The organism is Streptomyces sp. SKN60 (assembly GCF_026236535.1).
Lineage (GTDB): Bacteria > Actinomycetota > Actinomycetes > Streptomycetales > Streptomycetaceae > Streptomyces.
Genome location: NZ_JAHTMW010000012.1, coordinates 248,661 through 264,785, shown reverse-complemented (window position 1 = coordinate 264,785; position 16,125 = coordinate 248,661). Strand labels below are relative to the sequence as shown.

The window sequence follows — 16,125 nt, the reverse complement described above, 5'->3', positions numbered from 1 at the left end:
CGCCTGGCGCCTCCGCGCGGTCCTCCGAACTCGTCGAAGACCATTCCTCGCCGCCTCGGTTCGGCGTTGCCGTGGTCGTCAGGTCTGCGCTCATCAGGACTCTCCCTCCGGGGTGAGCAGGTCGGCGATGTCGAGGACGTGGTAGCCGCGCATGGAGGGGAGGCAGGAGCCGGCGACCGGGGGGATGACGGAGGCCCATTCGGGCGGGATCGCGGCGGCGCCGCCCAGGGCGCCGGCGAGGGCGCCGGCGACGGCGGCGGTGGTGTCGGCGTCGCGGCCCATGTTGACGGCGGTGAGGACCGAGGTGCGGAAGTCGCCGCGGGCCGCGGCGAAGGCGCCGAAGGCGAGGGCGACGGCCTCGGGGGCGAGGTCGGTCCAGGGGTAGCCGCCGATGACGACGGCGGAGCGCACCGCGCGCTCCCGGGTCAGCGGGTCCGGCTCGACGCGCTGGGCCGCCACCACCGCGCGGCGCATCGAGCGGGCGGTCCAGGAGTCCATCGGGACCACGGAGAGGGCGGCCGCGATGACGGAGGTGACACTCGCGCCGTCCATCGCCGCCGCGACGCCCGCCGCCACCGCCTGGCCGCCGTAGATGCCCTCGCCCTCGTGGCTGACGCTGCCGTCGATGGAGACGAGCCGCGCCGCCTCCGCCGGGCGGCCCGCCGCGAAGACCCCGAAGGGTGCCGCCCGCATCGCGAGACCGTCGCTCCAGGCGTGCCGGTGCTGGGCCGAGATGGGCGCGGCGAGGCCCCGCCGCAGGTTCTCCAGGGTGCCGCGCTCCGAGAAGCCCGCGCCCCGGAACGGGCCTTCGTCGAGGTCGGCGATCCAGTGGTGCCAGGCCCGTTCGACATGGGCCACGGTCAGGGCGGAGCCGTGCCGGGCGAGCAACAGGCCCGAGAAGATGGCGTACTCGGTGTCGTCGGTACCGGCCGGGCGGTCCGCCACGAAGCCCTCGATCCGGCCCCAGCGACGGCGGATCTCCGAGGGCCGCAGATTCTCCGCGGGCGCGCCGAGCGCGTCGCCCACCGCGAGGCCGAGCAACGCCCCCCGCGCCCGTTCCCGCACCTCGCCCGCCGTTCTCGCCGCCCCGCCCGTCCCCGCCCTGACAGTCGCGTCGCCGGTCCTCATTCCGTACCCCTTCCGTGCTCTCCCCCATCTCTGCCACGCGGGGGCACACACCCTTCACGGAAACGTTTCTGTCACCCGGGTGACGGTGTGTCAGTTCCCTCCGGTCCCCGCGCGAACGGCAAGGTCAGCCTTAGTAAGTACGGCCTGCCTTGCTGGCGAGCCCCTTACATCGGGCGTATTTTCGAGGATGTCGAAGGGGGCGGGGCTGCCGAACCCGCAGCGAAGACAGGGGAGAAGCATGTCCATCATCGAAGCCGTCGCGCCGCTCCACGAAGCCCACCGCGACAACCACACCCACCGTGACGTCAACGGCGGCTGGCTGCGCCCCGCGGTCTTCGGCGCGATGGACGGACTCGTCTCCAACCTGGCGCTCATGACCGGTGTCGCCGGCGGCGCGGTCTCCTCGCAGACCGTCGTCATCACCGGTCTCGCCGGTCTCGCCGCCGGCGCCTTCTCGATGGCCGCGGGCGAATACACCTCCGTCGCCTCGCAGCGTGAGCTGGTCCAGGCCGAACTGGACGTCGAGCGACGCCAGTTGCGCAAGCACCCGATCGACGAGATGGAGGAGCTGGCCGCGCTCTACGTCTCCCGCGGCGTCGAGCCCGCGCTCGCCCGCGAGGTCGCGATGCAGCTGTCCCGGGACCCGGAGCAGGCGCTGGAGATCCACGCCCGCGAGGAGCTGGGCATCGACCCCGACGACCTGCCGTCGCCGACGGTCGCCGCGGTGTCGTCCTTCGGCTCCTTCGCGCTCGGCGCCCTGCTGCCCGTCCTGCCGTATCTGCTCGGCGCGACCGCGCTCTGGCCGGCCGTGCTGCTCGCGCTCCTCGGGCTCTTCGCCTGCGGCGCCCTGGTCGCCCGGGTGACCGCCCGCAGCTGGTGGTTCAGCGGACTGCGCCAGCTCGTCCTCGGCGGTGCCGCCGCGGCCGTGACGTACGGGCTCGGCATGCTCTTCGGCGCCGCGCTCTGACCGTACGAGCGCGCTCCAGCCGTACGGGCCGTGCTCCAGCCGTACGAGAACGGCTTCACCGCCGCGCCCAGGCCCCCCACAGGCCCCCGCACCCGCGGGGGCCTTCCGCCTGCTGCCTACCCTCGCCGCTCGCCGCTCGCCGTGCGCCCGTAGGGCCGACCGGGCACCCTGTCTCTGTGACGTATCTCCCTGGGCGGATCCGCCGTTCCGGTGAGACACTATGCACAGCGCCACATATCTAGCCGGTTACCGGGCGGTTTCGAAGTTCCGTTCGGCGGGCATGAGGCACAAGCGCCGCGGGCAATGACGCCCGCTCTGTGACGGTCCACCCGCACCCCAGGGTCCCGGTCCGTTCCCCACGGGAAACGCCTTCGTCGCACCGCGATTCCCGTACCCCACAGCTGAACCACCCGCCACCGCCCGTATCGGTGGTGTCCGCATGCTGGAATGAGCTATCCACTTTCCGAGAAGCCAGCCATCATGTAACCTGCACGAAATTTCGCGGAGGGCCAACGTCGTCCCTCGGCTGCTGCATATGCCACGACGACGACGGGAGAGCCGATGCGTTCCGACGCCTGGTCGCCCATGGACGGTCGCCCCGCCCCGCAGGGGATGTACGACCCCCGTAACGAACACGACGCCTGTGGTGTCGGGTTCGTGGCCACCCTCACCGGTGTTGCCAGCCACGAGCTGGTCGAGCAGGCGCTGACCGTACTGCGCAACCTCGAGCACCGCGGCGCCACCGGCTCCGAGCCCGACTCCGGTGACGGCGCCGGCATCCTGCTCCAGGTCCCGGACGCCTTCCTCCGCGAGGTCGCCGGATTCGAGCTTCCCGAGGCCGGCGCGTACGCCGTCGGCATCGCCTTCCTCCCCGCCGACGGCTCCGCACAGGCCGTCTCGCGGATCGAGACGATCGCGTCCGAGGAGGGTCTGAACGTCCTCGGCTGGCGCGAGGTCCCCGTCGCCCCCGACCTGCTCGGCGCCTCCGCCCGCTCGACCATGCCGGTCTTCCGCCAGCTGTTCGTGGCAGACGGTACGAGCAACGGCATCGCGCTCGACCGCAAGGCCTTCGTCCTGCGCAAGCGCGCCGAGCGCGAGGCCGGGACCTACTTCCCGTCGCTCTCCGCCCGCACCATCGTCTACAAGGGCATGCTGACCACCGGCCAGCTGGAGCCCTTCTTCCCGGACCTGTCGGACCGCCGCTGCGCCACCGCCGTGGCCCTGGTCCACTCCCGGTTCTCCACCAACACCTTCCCGAGCTGGCCGCTCGCCCACCCGTACCGCTTCGTCGCGCACAACGGCGAGATCAACACGGTCAAGGGCAACCGCAACTGGATGACCGCCCGCGAGGCCCAGCTCGTCGGCGACGTCTTCGGCCAGGGCCAGGACGGCCGCGGCATCGAGCGGATCTTCCCGGTCTGCACCCCGGACGCCTCCGACTCCGCCTCCTTCGACGAGGTCCTGGAGCTGCTCCACCTCGGCGGCCGTTCGCTGCCGCACGCGGTCCTGATGATGGTCCCCGAGGCGTGGGAGAACCACGACTCCATGGACCCGGCCCGCCGCGCCTTCTACCAGTACCACTCCACGATGATGGAGCCCTGGGACGGCCCCGCCTGCGTCACCTTCACCGACGGCACCCAGGTCGGCGCGGTCCTCGACCGCAACGGCCTGCGCCCCGGCCGCTACTGGGTCACCGACGAGGGCCTCGTCGTGCTCTCCTCCGAGGTCGGCGTCCTCGACATCGACCCCGCCAAGGTCGTCCGCAAGGGCCGGCTGCAGCCGGGCCGGATGTTCCTCGTCGACACCGCCGAGCACCGCATCATCGAGGACGACGAGATCAAGGCCGCCCTCGCCGCCGAGCAGCCGTACGCGGAGTGGCTGGAGACCGGCGAGATCGAGCTCTCCGACCTCCCCGAGCGCGAGCACATCGTGCACACCCACGCCTCGGTCACCCGCCGCCAGCAGACCTTCGGCTACACCGAGGAAGAGCTCCGCGTCATCCTCGCCCCGATGGCCCGCACCGGCGCCGAGCCGATCGGCTCCATGGGCACGGACTCGCCGATCGCGGCCCTGTCCGAGCGCCCGCGGCTGCTCTTCGACTACTTCACCCAGCTGTTCGCGCAGGTCACCAACCCGCCGCTGGACGCCATCCGCGAGGAGCTCGTGACGAGCCTGCGCTCCTCGCTCGGCCCGGGCAGCAACCTGCTCGACCCGACCGCGGCCTCCTGTCGCTCGGTCACCCTGCCCTTCCCGGTGATCGACAACGACGAGCTGGCCAAGCTCATCCACATCAACGCCGACGGCGACATGCCCGGCATGAAGGCCGTGACCCTCTCCGGCCTCTACCGGGTCTCCGGCGGCGGCGACGCGCTCGCCGCCCGGATCGACGAGATCTGCGCCGAGGCCGACGCGGCGATCGAGGACGGCGCCCGGCTGATCGTCCTGTCCGACCGGCACTCCGACGCCGAGCACGCGCCGATCCCGTCGCTGCTGCTCACCGCCGCCGTGCACCACCACCTCATCCGCACCAAGCAGCGCACCAAGGTGGGTCTGCTCGTCGAGGCCGGTGACGTCCGCGAGGTCCACCACGTCGCCCTGCTCATCGGCTACGGCGCCGCCGCGGTCAACCCGTACCTGGCCATGGAGTCCGTCGAGGACCTGGTCCGGGCCGGCACCTTCATCACGGACACCGAGGCCGAGCAGGCCATCCGGAACCTGATCTACGCCCTCGGCAAGGGCGTCCTCAAGGTCATGTCCAAGATGGGCATCTCGACCGTCGCCTCCTACCGCGGCGCCCAGGTCTTCGAGGCCGTCGGCCTCGACACCGCCTTCGTCGAGAAGTACTTCAACGGCACCGCCACCAAGATCGGCGGCGCCGGCCTCGACGTCGTCGCCAAGGAGGTCGCCGCCCGCCACGCCAAGGCGTACCCCGCCACCGGCATCCCCTCGGCGCACCGCGCCCTGGAGATCGGCGGCGAGTACCAGTGGCGCCGCGAGGGCGAGCCGCACCTCTTCGACCCGGAGACCGTCTTCCGCCTGCAGCACGCCACGCGCTCCAAGCGGTACGACATCTTCAAGAAGTACACCGACCGGGTGAACGAGCAGTCCGAGCGCCTGATGACGCTCCGCGGCCTGTTCGGCTTCGCCGCCGAAGGCCGCACCCCGATCTCCATCGACGAGGTCGAGCCGGTCTCCGAGATCGTCAAGCGCTTCTCCACCGGCGCCATGTCCTACGGCTCCATCTCGCGCGAGGCCCACGAGACCCTCGCCATCGCCATGAACCAGCTGGGCGGCAAGTCCAACACCGGTGAGGGCGGCGAGGACCCGGACCGCCTGTACGACCCGGCGCGCCGCTCCGCGATCAAGCAGGTCGCCTCCGGCCGCTTCGGCGTCACGAGCGAGTACCTGGTCAACGCGGACGACATCCAGATCAAGATGGCCCAGGGCGCCAAGCCCGGCGAGGGCGGCCAGCTGCCCGGCCACAAGGTCTACCCGTGGGTCGCCAAGACCCGGCACAGCACCCCGGGTGTCGGCCTGATCTCCCCGCCGCCGCACCACGACATCTACTCCATCGAGGACCTGGCTCAGCTGATCCACGACCTCAAGAACGCCAACCCGGTCGCCCGCATCCACGTGAAGCTGGTCTCCGAGGTCGGCGTCGGCACGGTCGCGGCCGGTGTGTCCAAGGCCCACGCGGACGTCGTGCTCATCTCCGGCCACGACGGCGGTACCGGCGCCTCCCCGCTGACCTCGCTGAAGCACGCGGGCGGCCCCTGGGAGCTCGGCCTCGCCGAGACCCAGCAGACCCTGCTGCTCAACGGCCTGCGCGACCGCATCGTCGTGCAGACCGACGGCCAGCTGAAGACCGGCCGCGACGTCGTCATCGCCGCGCTGCTCGGCGCCGAGGAGTTCGGTTTCGCGACCGCGCCGCTCGTCGTCTCCGGCTGCGTCATGATGCGCGTCTGCCATCTCGACACCTGCCCGGTCGGCATCGCCACACAGAACCCGGTGCTGCGCGACCGCTTCTCCGGCAAGGCCGAGTACGTCGTCAACTTCTTCGAGTTCATCGCGCAGGAGGTCCGCGAGCTCCTCGCCGAGCTGGGCTTCCGCTCGATCGAGGAGGCCGTCGGCCACGCCGAGCTGCTCGACACCAGCCGTGCCGTCTCCCACTGGAAGGCGCAGGGCCTGGACCTGGAGCCGCTCTTCCACGTGCCGGCGCTGCCCGACGGCGCGGTCCGCCACGCCCTGATCGAGCAGGACCACGGCCTGGAGAAGGCCCTCGACAACGAGCTCATCGAGCTCGCCGCCGAGGCCCTGAACGCCGCCTCCGCCGAGGAGGCCCAGCCGGTCCGCGCCCAGGTCGCCATCCGGAACATCAACCGGACCGTCGGCACCATGCTCGGCCACCACGTGACCAAGCGCTTCGGCGGTGCCGGTCTGCCGGCCGACACCATCGACATCACCTTCACGGGCTCCGCGGGCCAGTCCTTCGGCGCCTTCCTGCCGGCCGGTGTCACGCTCCGCCTGGAGGGCGACGCCAACGACTACGTCGGCAAGGGCCTCTCCGGCGGCCGCGTGATCGTCCGCCCGGACCGCGGCGCCGACCACCTGGCCGAGTACTCGACCATCGCGGGCAACACCATCGGCTACGGCGCCACCGGCGGCGAGCTGTTCCTGCGCGGCCGCACCGGCGAGCGCTTCTGCGTCCGCAACTCCGGCGCGCTGGTCGTCTCCGAGGGCGTGGGCGACCACGGCTGCGAGTACATGACCGGCGGCCAGGCGGTCGTCCTCGGCGAGACCGGCCGCAACTTCGCGGCGGGCATGTCCGGCGGCGTCGCCTATGTGATCGACCTGAACCCGGACAACGTCAACTCCGGCAACCTCGGCGCCGTCGAGGCCCTGTCCGACACGGACCGGGAGTGGCTGCACGAGGTCGTGCGCCGCCACCAGGAGGAGACCGGCTCCACGGTCGCCGAGAAGCTGCTCGCCGACTGGGACGCCGCCGCGGCCCGCTTCAGCAAGATCATCCCCACCACGTACAAGGCAGTGCTCGCCGCCAAGGACGCCGCTGAGCTCGCCGGCCTCTCCGAGGCCGAGACCACCGAGAAGATGATGGAGGCGGCGACCCATGGCTGACCCGAAGGGCTTTCTCACCACCGGCCGCGAGGTCGCCAGGACCCGGCCCGTCGCCGAGCGCGTCAAGGACTGGAACGAGGTCTACGTCCCCGGCTCCCTGCTGCCGATCATCAGCAAGCAGGCCGGCCGCTGCATGGACTGCGGCATCCCGTTCTGCCACAACGGCTGCCCGCTCGGGAACCTGATCCCCGAGTGGAACGACTACGCCTACCGCGAGGACTGGTCGGCGGCGTCGGAGCGGCTGCACGCCACCAACAACTTCCCGGAGTTCACCGGCCGCCTGTGCCCGGCTCCGTGCGAGTCGGCGTGCGTGCTCGGCATCAACCAGCCGGCCGTCACCATCAAGAACGTCGAGGTCTCGATCATCGACAAGGCGTGGGACGGAGGCGACGTCAAGCCGCAGGCGCCCGAGCGCCTCTCCGGCAAGACCGTCGCCGTGATCGGCTCGGGCCCGGCGGGTCTCGCCGCCGCCCAGCAGCTGACCCGGGCCGGCCACACCGTGGTGGTGTACGAGCGGGCCGACCGCATCGGCGGTCTGCTGCGCTACGGCATCCCCGAGTTCAAGATGGAGAAGCGGCACATCAACCGCCGCATCGAGCAGATGCGCGCGGAGGGCACCAAGTTCCGCACCGGCGTCGAGGTGGGCCGCGACATCACCGCGACCGACCTGCGTAAGCGCTTCGACGCGGTCGTCGTCGCGGCCGGCGCCACCACCGCCCGCGACCTGCCCGTCCCGGGCCGGGAGCTCAAGGGCGTGTACCAGGCGATGGAGTACCTGCCGCTCGCCAACAAGGTGCAGGAGGGCGACTTCGTCGCCCCGCCGATCACCGCCGAGGGCAAGCACGTGGTCGTCATCGGCGGCGGCGACACCGGCGCGGACTGCGTCGGCACGGCGCACCGCCAGGGCGCGGCCTCGGTCACCCAGCTGGAGATCATGCCCAAGCCGGGCGAGGAGCGGAACGCCGGCCAGCCCTGGCCGACCTTCCCCATGCTCTACAAGGTCACCTCGGCCCACGAGGAGGGCGGCGAGCGGGTCTACTCCGTCTCCACCACCCACTTCGAGGGCGACGAGGACGGCAACGTCCAGTTCCTGCACCTCGTCGAGGTCGAGTTCGTCGACGGCAAGCTGACCCAGAAGCCGGGCACGGAGCGCAGGATCCCCGCCCAGCTGGTCACGCTCGCGATGGGCTTCACCGGCACCGACGTCGAGAACGGCCTGGTCGCGCAGTTTGGTCTGGACCTCGACGAGCGGGGTAACATCGCCCGTGACGCGGACTTCGCCACCAATGTCGATGGCGTCTTCGTCGCCGGTGACGCCGGCCGCGGTCAGTCCCTGATCGTGTGGGCCATCGCGGAGGGCCGCTCGGCCGCCCGCGGCGTCGACCGCCACCTGACGGGTGCCAGCTCCCTGCCGGCCCCGATCCGCCCGACGGACCGTTCCCTGATGGTCTGATCCGCCGGATCACCCCTCTGACGTCCCGTACAACGACGTACGGAACTGAGCGCGGCGCCCCCCGAATGTCCCCGACCGGACGACTGGGTAGGGCGCCGCGGCGCGTTCGAATCCACGCGGACGCGTTCCTACGGGCAGACGAGGGACCTGAGCCAGGCCGCCGCTGCGTCCAGAGCCCGGTCCGCCTCCGGGAGCACTCCCAGGCCGCCCAGGAAGCCGTGGAACATGCCCGTGTGGAGCTGGACGTGGGTCGGGACGCCGGATGACGAGAGACGGCGGGCGTAGGCGAGGCCCTCGTCGCGGAGGGGGTCGCAGTCGGCGAGGACGATCAGGGTCGGCGGGAGGCCGGAGACGTCGGTCGCCAGGCCGGGGGAGGCGGCGCCGGGGTCTCCGTCGGGGCCCAGATACTGCTGCCAGTACCAGCGCATATGGGCGGTGGTGTGGAAGAAGCCCTCCGCGTAGGTGGCCGCCGACCCGCCGTCCAGCCGGTGGTCCAGGACCGGGTAGAGCAGCAGCTGACCGGCGAGCGCGGGGCCGCCGCGGTCACGGGCGCGCGGGGCGCAGGCCGCTGCGAGGTTGCCGCCGCTGGAGTCGCCGGCCAGGACGAGGGGGCGGCCGGGGTGCCGGGCGGCGGCCCATTCCAGGGCCGCGTACACGTCGTCCTCGGCGGCCGGGAAGCGGTGCTCGGGGGCGCGGCGGTAGTCGACGGAGACGACCGTCGCGCCGCTGCGGGCGGCGAGGGCGCGGCACAGCCGGTCGTGGGTGTCCAGGTCGCACAGCACCCAGCCGCCGCCGTGCGCGAAGACGACGACCAGGTCGGCCTCGCCCTCGTACACGCGGACGGGGACGTCCTTCGCGTACGTGTCGACGGCGCCGGCGCCCGGCGGGAGCTCGCCCAGGTGGGTCCGCGCCGCCGCCCGCAGTGCCGCCGCGCCGTCCTCGGGGCGCGGGAAGCCCGCCGACATCGCGTCGCACAGGGCGCGGGCGGCCGGGGTCAAGGGGTCCGGCGTCATGCGGTGAGCCCTCCGTCCACGGTGAACTCGGCGCCCGTCACGTACGAGGCCGCGTCCGACAACAGGAACGCGACCAGCTCCCCGACCTCGCGCGGCCGGCCCATCCGCCCGAGCGGCACGTGCGACCAGTCCCGGTCGGCGACCGCCGCCGTCATCGGGGTGTCGACGGCGCCGGGATGGACCGTGTTGACACGGATGCCGTACGGGGCGAGATCACGCGCCGCCGAGCGGCTGAGGCCGCGCAGCCCGAACTTGCCCGCGCCGTACGCCGCGTGGCCCGGGACGCCGACCAGGCCGGCCGTCGACGACACGTTCACGATCGAGCCGCCGCCCGCCTCGCGCAGCGCCGGAAGCACCGCCCGCATGCCGAGGAACGGGCCCAGCAGATCGACCCGCAGGAGCAGCTCGAAGTTGTCGTACGTCTCGTCCTCCAGCGGCGCGGTGCGCCACAGAGCCGCGTTGTTGACCAGGCCGTCGAGCCGGCCGTACGAGCCGAGCGCCGTGGCCGCGACCGCCGCCCAGTCCTCCGCCGACGTCACGTCGTGCCGTACGAACACGCCCCGGTCCGGCCCGAGTTCGGCCGCGACCGCCCGGCCCTCCTCCTCCCGTACGTCGGTGAGGACCACCCGCGCGCCGGCCTCCGCGAGCAGCCGGGCCTCGGCGGCGCCCTGGCCCCGGGCCGCGCCGGTGACGATCACGGCTCTGTCCCGCAGACCCTTGGGCCCGGTCACGCGGCCGTCTCCAGCGCGCGGAAGTGCGGGATGACCTTCTCGCCCCACTGGCGGACGGTCTCCAGACAGACCTCCTGCGGCACCGTGCCCATCTGGATCAGGCACATCACCTCGTCGACACCGATCCGCCGCAGCCGCTCGACATGGGCGATGGCCGTGTCGGCGTCCCCGTAGGCGTGGTCGGTGTTGTACGTGCCGGTGTCGACCGGCCGGGCCGGGATGTGCGCCTCGTGGAGCCGGGCCACCAACTCGTCCCTCTCGCGGGCGAGGGCGGCGGTGTGGTCCTCGTCCTCGGCGTGGCCGGTGGGCGCGGGGCCGCCGCCGTACCAGTGGGCGATGGACTCGGCGAAGAAGCGCTGGCCACGGGTGCCGAGCCGCAGGGCGCGCGCCGCGTCGTCGAGCACGATCGTCGGGCAGAGCGCCGAGAAGTGGTCGTTGACCTCGGTGGAGACGAACTTCGAGCCGTCCCGTACGGCGACGGCCTCGTCGTACACCGTGCGCATCGCGCGCACGTCGTCGGCGCCCGCGAAGCCCATCACCAGGGCACCGATGCCGAGTTCGGCGGCCAGCCTGAGGGTCTCGTGCTTGGAGCAGGCCATGAAGAGCGGCGGATGGGGGTGCTGCACGGGGCGGGGGAGGACCGCGCCGGGGCCGATGTCGAGCGAGCCGTGCCACTCGAACTCCGGCTTCCGCCAGGCGGCGGCGAAGATCCGCAGCGCCTCCTCCACCTGCGGCTGGGTGTGCTCGGGCCGGACCCCGAACATCCGCATCTCCTGCCGGGTCGCGCCGCGCCCGGCGCCGACGTCGACCCGCCCGCCGGACAGCACGTCCAGCATGGCGGCGCGCTCGGCGACCCGGACCGGGTGCTGGTAGCCGAAGGGCATGGTGACCACGCCGTGACCGAGGCGGATCCGCTCGGTCCGGGCGGCCACCCAGGTCAGGAAGATCTCGGACGCGCTCATGTGGGCGTACTGGGTGAGGGAGTGGTGCTCCACCGCCCAGATCCGGTCGAAGCCCATCTCCTCGGCGAGGACGGCCTGTTCGACGCAGTCGTGGATGAGCTGGTGTTCGCGGTCGGGGGTCGGGTCGACGAGCTGTGCTTCGAAGATCATGGAGAACTTCACGGGAGCTCCTCCCCAGGCGGTTATGCCTAATTGAAATACTTCTAGCAGGCATAGGGAGAGGAGGGAAGGGCCGTAGACTGCCGTCCGTGGTGGACCAAGAGACCGTGCCAGGGCTTCCCGCGACCGGCTGGGCAGTGCTCGGACTGCTGTCCCACGGACGGGAGTTGTCCGGCTACGACGTCAAGAAGTGGGCCGACCGCTCGCTCGGGCTGTTCTACTGGAGCCCCTCCTTCAGCCAGGTCTACAGCGAGCTCAAACGCCTGGAGAGCAGCGGCTACGCCACCTCGCGGCTCGTCGCCCCCGAGACCGGCAGCCGCGACAAGCGCGTCTACCGCATCACCGACGAGGGCCTCGCCGCCGTGCGCACCTGGGCCCGGACGGCCCCGCTCGACCCGCCCGTCCTCAAGCACGGGCCGATGCTGCGGCTCTGGCTCGGGCACCTCATCGAACCCGGGCGGATGCGGGAGATCCTGGCCGCGCACCGGGAGTACGCCGAGGGCATGCGGCGGCGGGCCGAGGCGGACGTGGCCGACGCGGGGGCGGACGAGGCGTGGGCGTACCCCCGGCTCACCCTGACGTGGGCCGAGCGCTACTACACGGCCGAACGCGACCTGGCCGACGCCATGCTCGCGGACATGGAGGAGCTGGAGGGGGACAGGTAAATGGCACTGAGTCTGCGCAAGGTCGAGGAGAGCGCTCCCGCGCTGGTCAGCCTCTACAAGAAGGCGGGGGACTCGCTCCGCAGGCACGGGATGGAGGGGCAGCGGGCGGCCGTCTACCTCGTCGTCGACTACTCCGGCTCCATGCGGCCGTACTACGCCGACGGCACCGTGCAGGCCCTCGCCGACCGGGTGCTCGGGCTCTCCGCGCAGCTCGACGACGACGGGCGGGTCCCCGTGGTCTTCTTCTCCACCGACATCGACGCCGAGACCGAGATCGAGCTCGCCGACCACGAGGGACGCATCGACCGGATCGTCGCCGGGCTCGGGCACATGGGCAGGACCAGTTACCACCTGGCCATGGACGCGGTCATCGACCACTACCTCGACAGCGGCTCGGACGAGCCCGCGCTCGTCGTCTTCCAGACCGACGGCGGGCCGAGCAGTAGGCCCGCCGCCGAGCGGTACGTCTGCAAGGCGGCCCGGCTGCCGCTGTTCTGGCAGTTCGTCGGTTTCGGCGACCCGGACAGCCGGCAGTTCGACTTCCTCCGCAGGCTCGACGAGCTCCCGGTGCCGGCGAAGCGGATCGTCGACAACGCCGGCTTCTTCCACGCCGGGAAGGACCCGCGCAGGGTCCCGGACGCCGAGCTGTACGACCGGCTCCTCGCCGAGTTCCCCGTCTGGCTCGCCGCCGCCCGCGCCCAGGGCATCGTCCGGTCCTGAGACGCCGGGCGGCCCGCCTGTACGAACCGGGAAACCGGTAAACCGGTGGTCGGCCGGTTCCGGGCCGGGCGATAGTGACCCGCATGAGTTCTCTTGTGCGCCACGTCACGATCGACTGTTCCGACGCCTACGCCCTGGGGTCCTTCTGGGCCCGGGTCCTCGATGCCAAGCTCTCCGACGAGGACAACCCCGGCGACCCCGAGGCCCTCCTGGAGACGCCGGGTGCCGCCCTGCTCTTCATCCGGGTACCCGAGAAGAAGTCCGTGAAGAACCGGATCCACCTGGACCTCCAGCCGCAGGACCGGACCCGCGACGAGGAGGTCGAGCGGGTGGTCGAGCTCGGCGCGAGCGTCGTCGACGACCAGCGCCGCCCGGACGGCACCGGCTGGGTCGTCATGGCCGACCCCGAGGGCAACGAATTCTGCATCGAGCGCAGCAAGGGAGAGCGCGCGGCGCAGTAGAGAAACGGTATCCGGAGTAATCCGGACGGAAGGTGTCGGGATTCCGGTGTCTCCTGGAGGAATGGGAGACACCGGAACCAGCACCGCCCCGACCACCTGGGCGGCCTTCGAGGCCGCCGAGCCCGAGCTCGCCGCGATCGTCCGCGAGCGCTTCGGCCAGTACACCCATCACGCCCTCGCCACCCTCCGCAAGGACGGCTCGCCGCGGCTCAGCGGCATCGAGGCCGACTTCCGGGCCGGTGAGCTGTACCTCGGCATGATGCCGAACTCGCGCAAGGCCCTCGACCTGCGCCGTGACCCCCGCTTCGCGCTGCTCGCCAACCCCGGGGAGGGGACGAGCATGGGCGGCGGCGACGTCCGACTCTCCGGACGGGCGGTCGAGATCAGCGACCCGGAGAAACTGGACTGGTACGCGACCGAGGTCGGCATGCCGATGCCGTTCCATGTCTTCCGGGTCGAGCTCACGGAGGTCGTCCGGACGTACGTCGACGGCGAGGAGATCGTCCTGCGCACCTGGTCCCCGGGGCGCGGCGTGCGGACGCTCCGGCGCGGCAACGACGACAGCCCGCCCCGCGAGGACCCCCGCTAGCGGCGCGTCGCCAGCACCTGGGAGCGGCACCACGACGGCGTGCCCCAGGCATCCCGCAGCGGCCGGGCCCTGCGCAGCCAGAGAGAGAGGTCGAGCTCCTCCGTGTAGCCGATGGCGCCGTGGACCTGGAGGGCGGTGGCGGCGGCCGTGTGGGCGGCCTCGCCGGCCGTGGCCTTCGCCGCCGCGAGATCACCGCTCGCGAAGGTGAGCGCCGCTCCGAAGAGCAGCGGCCGGGCGAACTCCAGGGCGAGCAGGGTGTCCGCGAGCCGGTGCTTGACCGCCTGGAAGGAGCCGATCGGGGCGCCGAACTGGGTGCGCTGCTTCGCGTACGCCACTGTGCGGTCCAGGAGCGCCCCACCCACCCCCAGCGCCTGCGCGGCCGTCGCGAGCAGCGCCCACGCGCGGGCCTGGCGGGCCGCGGCGGTGACGGCCGGACCGGCCGCCAGGAGTTCGCCGCCCGCCGCCGGCCGGGCGAGCCGGCGCACCGGGTCGGCCGAGATCCGCAGCTCCTCGTGACCGGGCGCGAGCCGCAGCTCCGCGCCCCGTACGACGAACACCAGGTCGGCGGCGTCCGGGTCGAGCGCGTACGGCGACACCTCGTCCACCGCCAGGGTCGCCACCGTCGTGCCCTCCGCGATCCCCGGCAGGAAGCGCTTGGCCGGGCCGGTCTCGCCCCGCTCGGCGAGTGCGGCGAGCAGCGCGCCCGCCGCGACCGTCTCCACCAGCGGCCCGGGCGCGGCGTGCCGGCCCACCTCCACGAAGGCGTGGGCGAGTTCCACCGGCAGCGGTCCCACTCCCTCGTGCGCCTCGGGCACGGCGAGCGCGAACACCCCCGCCCCGCCGAGCCGGGCCCACAGGGCGCGCCCGGGCCCGGGATCGCCCGCGGCCCATGCCCGTAGCGCCGCCGGAGTGGCGGCGGCGGTCAGCATCGCGTCGAGCGAGGCGGCGAAGTCGCGCTGTTCGTCGGTCGGCAGAAAACGCATCAGCGGCGGCCCTTCGGGAGGCCGAGCAGCCGCTCGGCGATGATGTCGCGCTGGATCTCGTTGGTGCCCGCGTAGATCGGCCCGGCGAGCGAGAAGACATGCCCCTCGGCCCACTCGGTGTCCGCGAACTCCCCGTCCGTGCCCAGCAGATCGAGCGCGGTCTCGTGCAGGGCGAGGTCGTACGTCGACCAGAACACCTTGTTGAGGCTCGACTCGGCCCCGATCTCCCTGCCCGCCGCGAAACGGGACGCCCCGGCGGCCGTGAACAGCTGATAGGCCCGCGCCCCGATCACCGCGTCCGCGACCCGGTCGCGCAGCGCGGTGTCCGCCGGGTCCGCCGTCTCCCGCCACAGCCGTACGAGCCGGTCGGCGGCGGCCAGGAAACGGCCGGGGGAGCGGAGGGTGAGCCCGCGCTCGTTGCCGGTGGTGGACATGGCGATCCGCCAGCCCTGCCCGGGCTCGCCGATGACGTCCTCGTCCGGCACGAACACCCCGTCCAGGAACAGCTCGGCGAAGGCCGGTCTGCCGTCGAGCCGCCCGATCGGCCGCACGGTCACGCCCGGCGCGCGGAGGTCGAACATCAGATAGGTGAGACCCCGGTGCGGCCGGCCCTCGGCCGCCGGCGCCGGGTCGGTGCGGAAGATCCCGAAGGCCCGGTCGGCGAACGCGGCCCGCGAGGACCAGGTCTTCTGCCCGGAGAGCAGCCAGCCGCCCTCCGTCCGCACCGCCCGCGAGGTCAGCGAGGCCAGGTCCGAGCCGGCCTCCGGCTCGGACCAGGCCTGCGCCCAGATCGTCCCGCCGGTCGCCATGGACGGCAGGATCCGGGCCCGCTGCTCCTCGGTGGCGTGCTCGAAGAGGGTGGGGGCGAGCAGACTGATGCCGTTCTGCGAGACCCGGCCGGGCGCGCCCGCCGCGTAGTACTCCTCCTCGAAGGCCAGCCAGCGGAAGATGTCCGCGTCCCGGCCGCCGTACCGTTCGGGCCAGGAGACCACCGACCAGTGGCCGGCGGCGAGTTCGGCCTCCCAGGCGCGGTGGGCCGCGAAGCCCTCCGCGGTCTCCAGGGACGGCAGCGGCCGGGCCGGGACGTGGGCGCGCAGCCAGTCGCGGGCCTCCGCCCGGAAGTCGTCGTCCCCGGGCGAGCTGGTCAGGTCCATCGGC

The 16,125-nt window shown here is 72.5% G+C and carries 12 protein-coding genes and 1 pseudogene; 7 read left to right on the top strand and 6 right to left on the bottom strand.

Translation table 11 applies throughout. The features are described from left to right. Nucleotides 1–93 precede the first annotated feature (93 nt). A complete protein-coding gene (locus KV205_RS21955) occupies nt 94–1,128 on the bottom strand; it encodes an ADP-ribosylglycohydrolase family protein (protein WP_265866240.1) in 1,035 nt (344 codons plus the stop codon). Nucleotides 1,129–1,366: 238 nt separating this feature from the next. Here KV205_RS21955 and KV205_RS21950 point away from each other — a divergent pair, with 238 nt between their 5' ends. The 3 genes from KV205_RS21950 (at nt 1,367) to KV205_RS21940 (ending at nt 8,684) form a co-directional block, all read left to right on the top strand. Next, nucleotides 1,367–2,095, top strand: coding sequence for a VIT1/CCC1 transporter family protein (locus KV205_RS21950; RefSeq protein ID WP_265866239.1), 729 nt, complete (start codon nt 1,367–1,369; stop codon nt 2,093–2,095). A 561-nt stretch (nt 2,096–2,656) separates the two neighbouring features. After that, a complete protein-coding gene (gene gltB, locus KV205_RS21945; RefSeq protein WP_265866238.1) occupies nt 2,657–7,231 on the top strand; it encodes a glutamate synthase large subunit in 4,575 nt (1,524 codons plus the stop codon). After that, the gene (locus KV205_RS21940) at nt 7,224–8,684 is read left to right on the top strand and encodes a glutamate synthase subunit beta (RefSeq protein WP_265866237.1); all 1,461 of its coding nucleotides are present in this window, start codon (nt 7,224–7,226) and stop codon (nt 8,682–8,684) included. Before gltB ends, KV205_RS21940 begins: the two co-directional genes overlap by 8 nt. A gap of 128 nt (nt 8,685–8,812) precedes the next feature. Here KV205_RS21940 and KV205_RS21935 read toward each other — a convergent pair whose 3' ends face one another. From KV205_RS21935 to KV205_RS21925, 3 genes are read right to left on the bottom strand one after another with little or no spacing between them, the layout of a single operon-like run. Next, complete coding sequence (locus KV205_RS21935) at nt 8,813–9,697, bottom strand: alpha/beta hydrolase (RefSeq protein ID WP_265866236.1); 885 nt, start codon at nt 9,695–9,697, stop codon at nt 8,813–8,815. Then, nucleotides 9,694–10,428: a glucose 1-dehydrogenase gene (locus KV205_RS21930; protein ID WP_265866235.1), complete on the bottom strand. Its 735-nt coding sequence runs from the start codon at nt 10,426–10,428 to the stop codon at nt 9,694–9,696. Before KV205_RS21930 ends, KV205_RS21935 begins: the two co-directional genes overlap by 4 nt. After that, nucleotides 10,425–11,552, bottom strand: coding sequence for an LLM class flavin-dependent oxidoreductase (locus KV205_RS21925; RefSeq protein ID WP_265866234.1), 1,128 nt, complete (start codon nt 11,550–11,552; stop codon nt 10,425–10,427). Before KV205_RS21925 ends, KV205_RS21930 begins: the two co-directional genes overlap by 4 nt. Before the next feature lie 86 nt (nt 11,553–11,638). Here KV205_RS21925 and KV205_RS21920 point away from each other — a divergent pair, with 86 nt between their 5' ends. The 4 genes and pseudogenes from KV205_RS21920 (at nt 11,639) to KV205_RS21905 (ending at nt 13,984) form a co-directional block, all read left to right on the top strand. After that, nucleotides 11,639–12,214 (top strand): PadR family transcriptional regulator, encoded by a 576-nt coding sequence (locus KV205_RS21920; protein WP_265866233.1) that lies wholly within the window; start codon nt 11,639–11,641, stop codon nt 12,212–12,214. Further along, nucleotides 12,215–12,934 (top strand): VWA domain-containing protein, encoded by a 720-nt coding sequence (locus KV205_RS21915; RefSeq protein WP_265866232.1) that lies wholly within the window; start codon nt 12,215–12,217, stop codon nt 12,932–12,934. Between the two features lie 83 nt (nt 12,935–13,017). Next, a pseudogene (locus KV205_RS21910) lies at nt 13,018–13,389 on the top strand (VOC family protein); the annotation flags it as partial. Nucleotides 13,390–13,456: 67 nt separating this feature from the next. Further along, entirely contained in the window at nt 13,457–13,984 is a 528-nt protein-coding gene (locus tag KV205_RS21905) for a pyridoxamine 5'-phosphate oxidase family protein (protein WP_265866231.1), read from the top strand. Here the strand turns inward: KV205_RS21905 and KV205_RS21900 are convergent. Both KV205_RS21900 and KV205_RS21895 read right to left on the bottom strand, forming a co-directional pair. Then, a complete protein-coding gene (locus KV205_RS21900; RefSeq protein ID WP_265866230.1) occupies nt 13,981–14,967 on the bottom strand; it encodes an acyl-CoA dehydrogenase in 987 nt (328 codons plus the stop codon). The two genes, KV205_RS21905 and KV205_RS21900, sit on opposite strands and share 4 nt — an antisense overlap. Next, nucleotides 14,967–16,121, bottom strand: a complete 1,155-nt coding sequence (locus tag KV205_RS21895) for an acyl-CoA dehydrogenase family protein (protein ID WP_265866229.1) — start codon at nt 16,119–16,121, stop codon at nt 14,967–14,969. Before KV205_RS21895 ends, KV205_RS21900 begins: the two co-directional genes overlap by 1 nt. Nucleotides 16,122–16,125 lie beyond the last annotated feature (4 nt).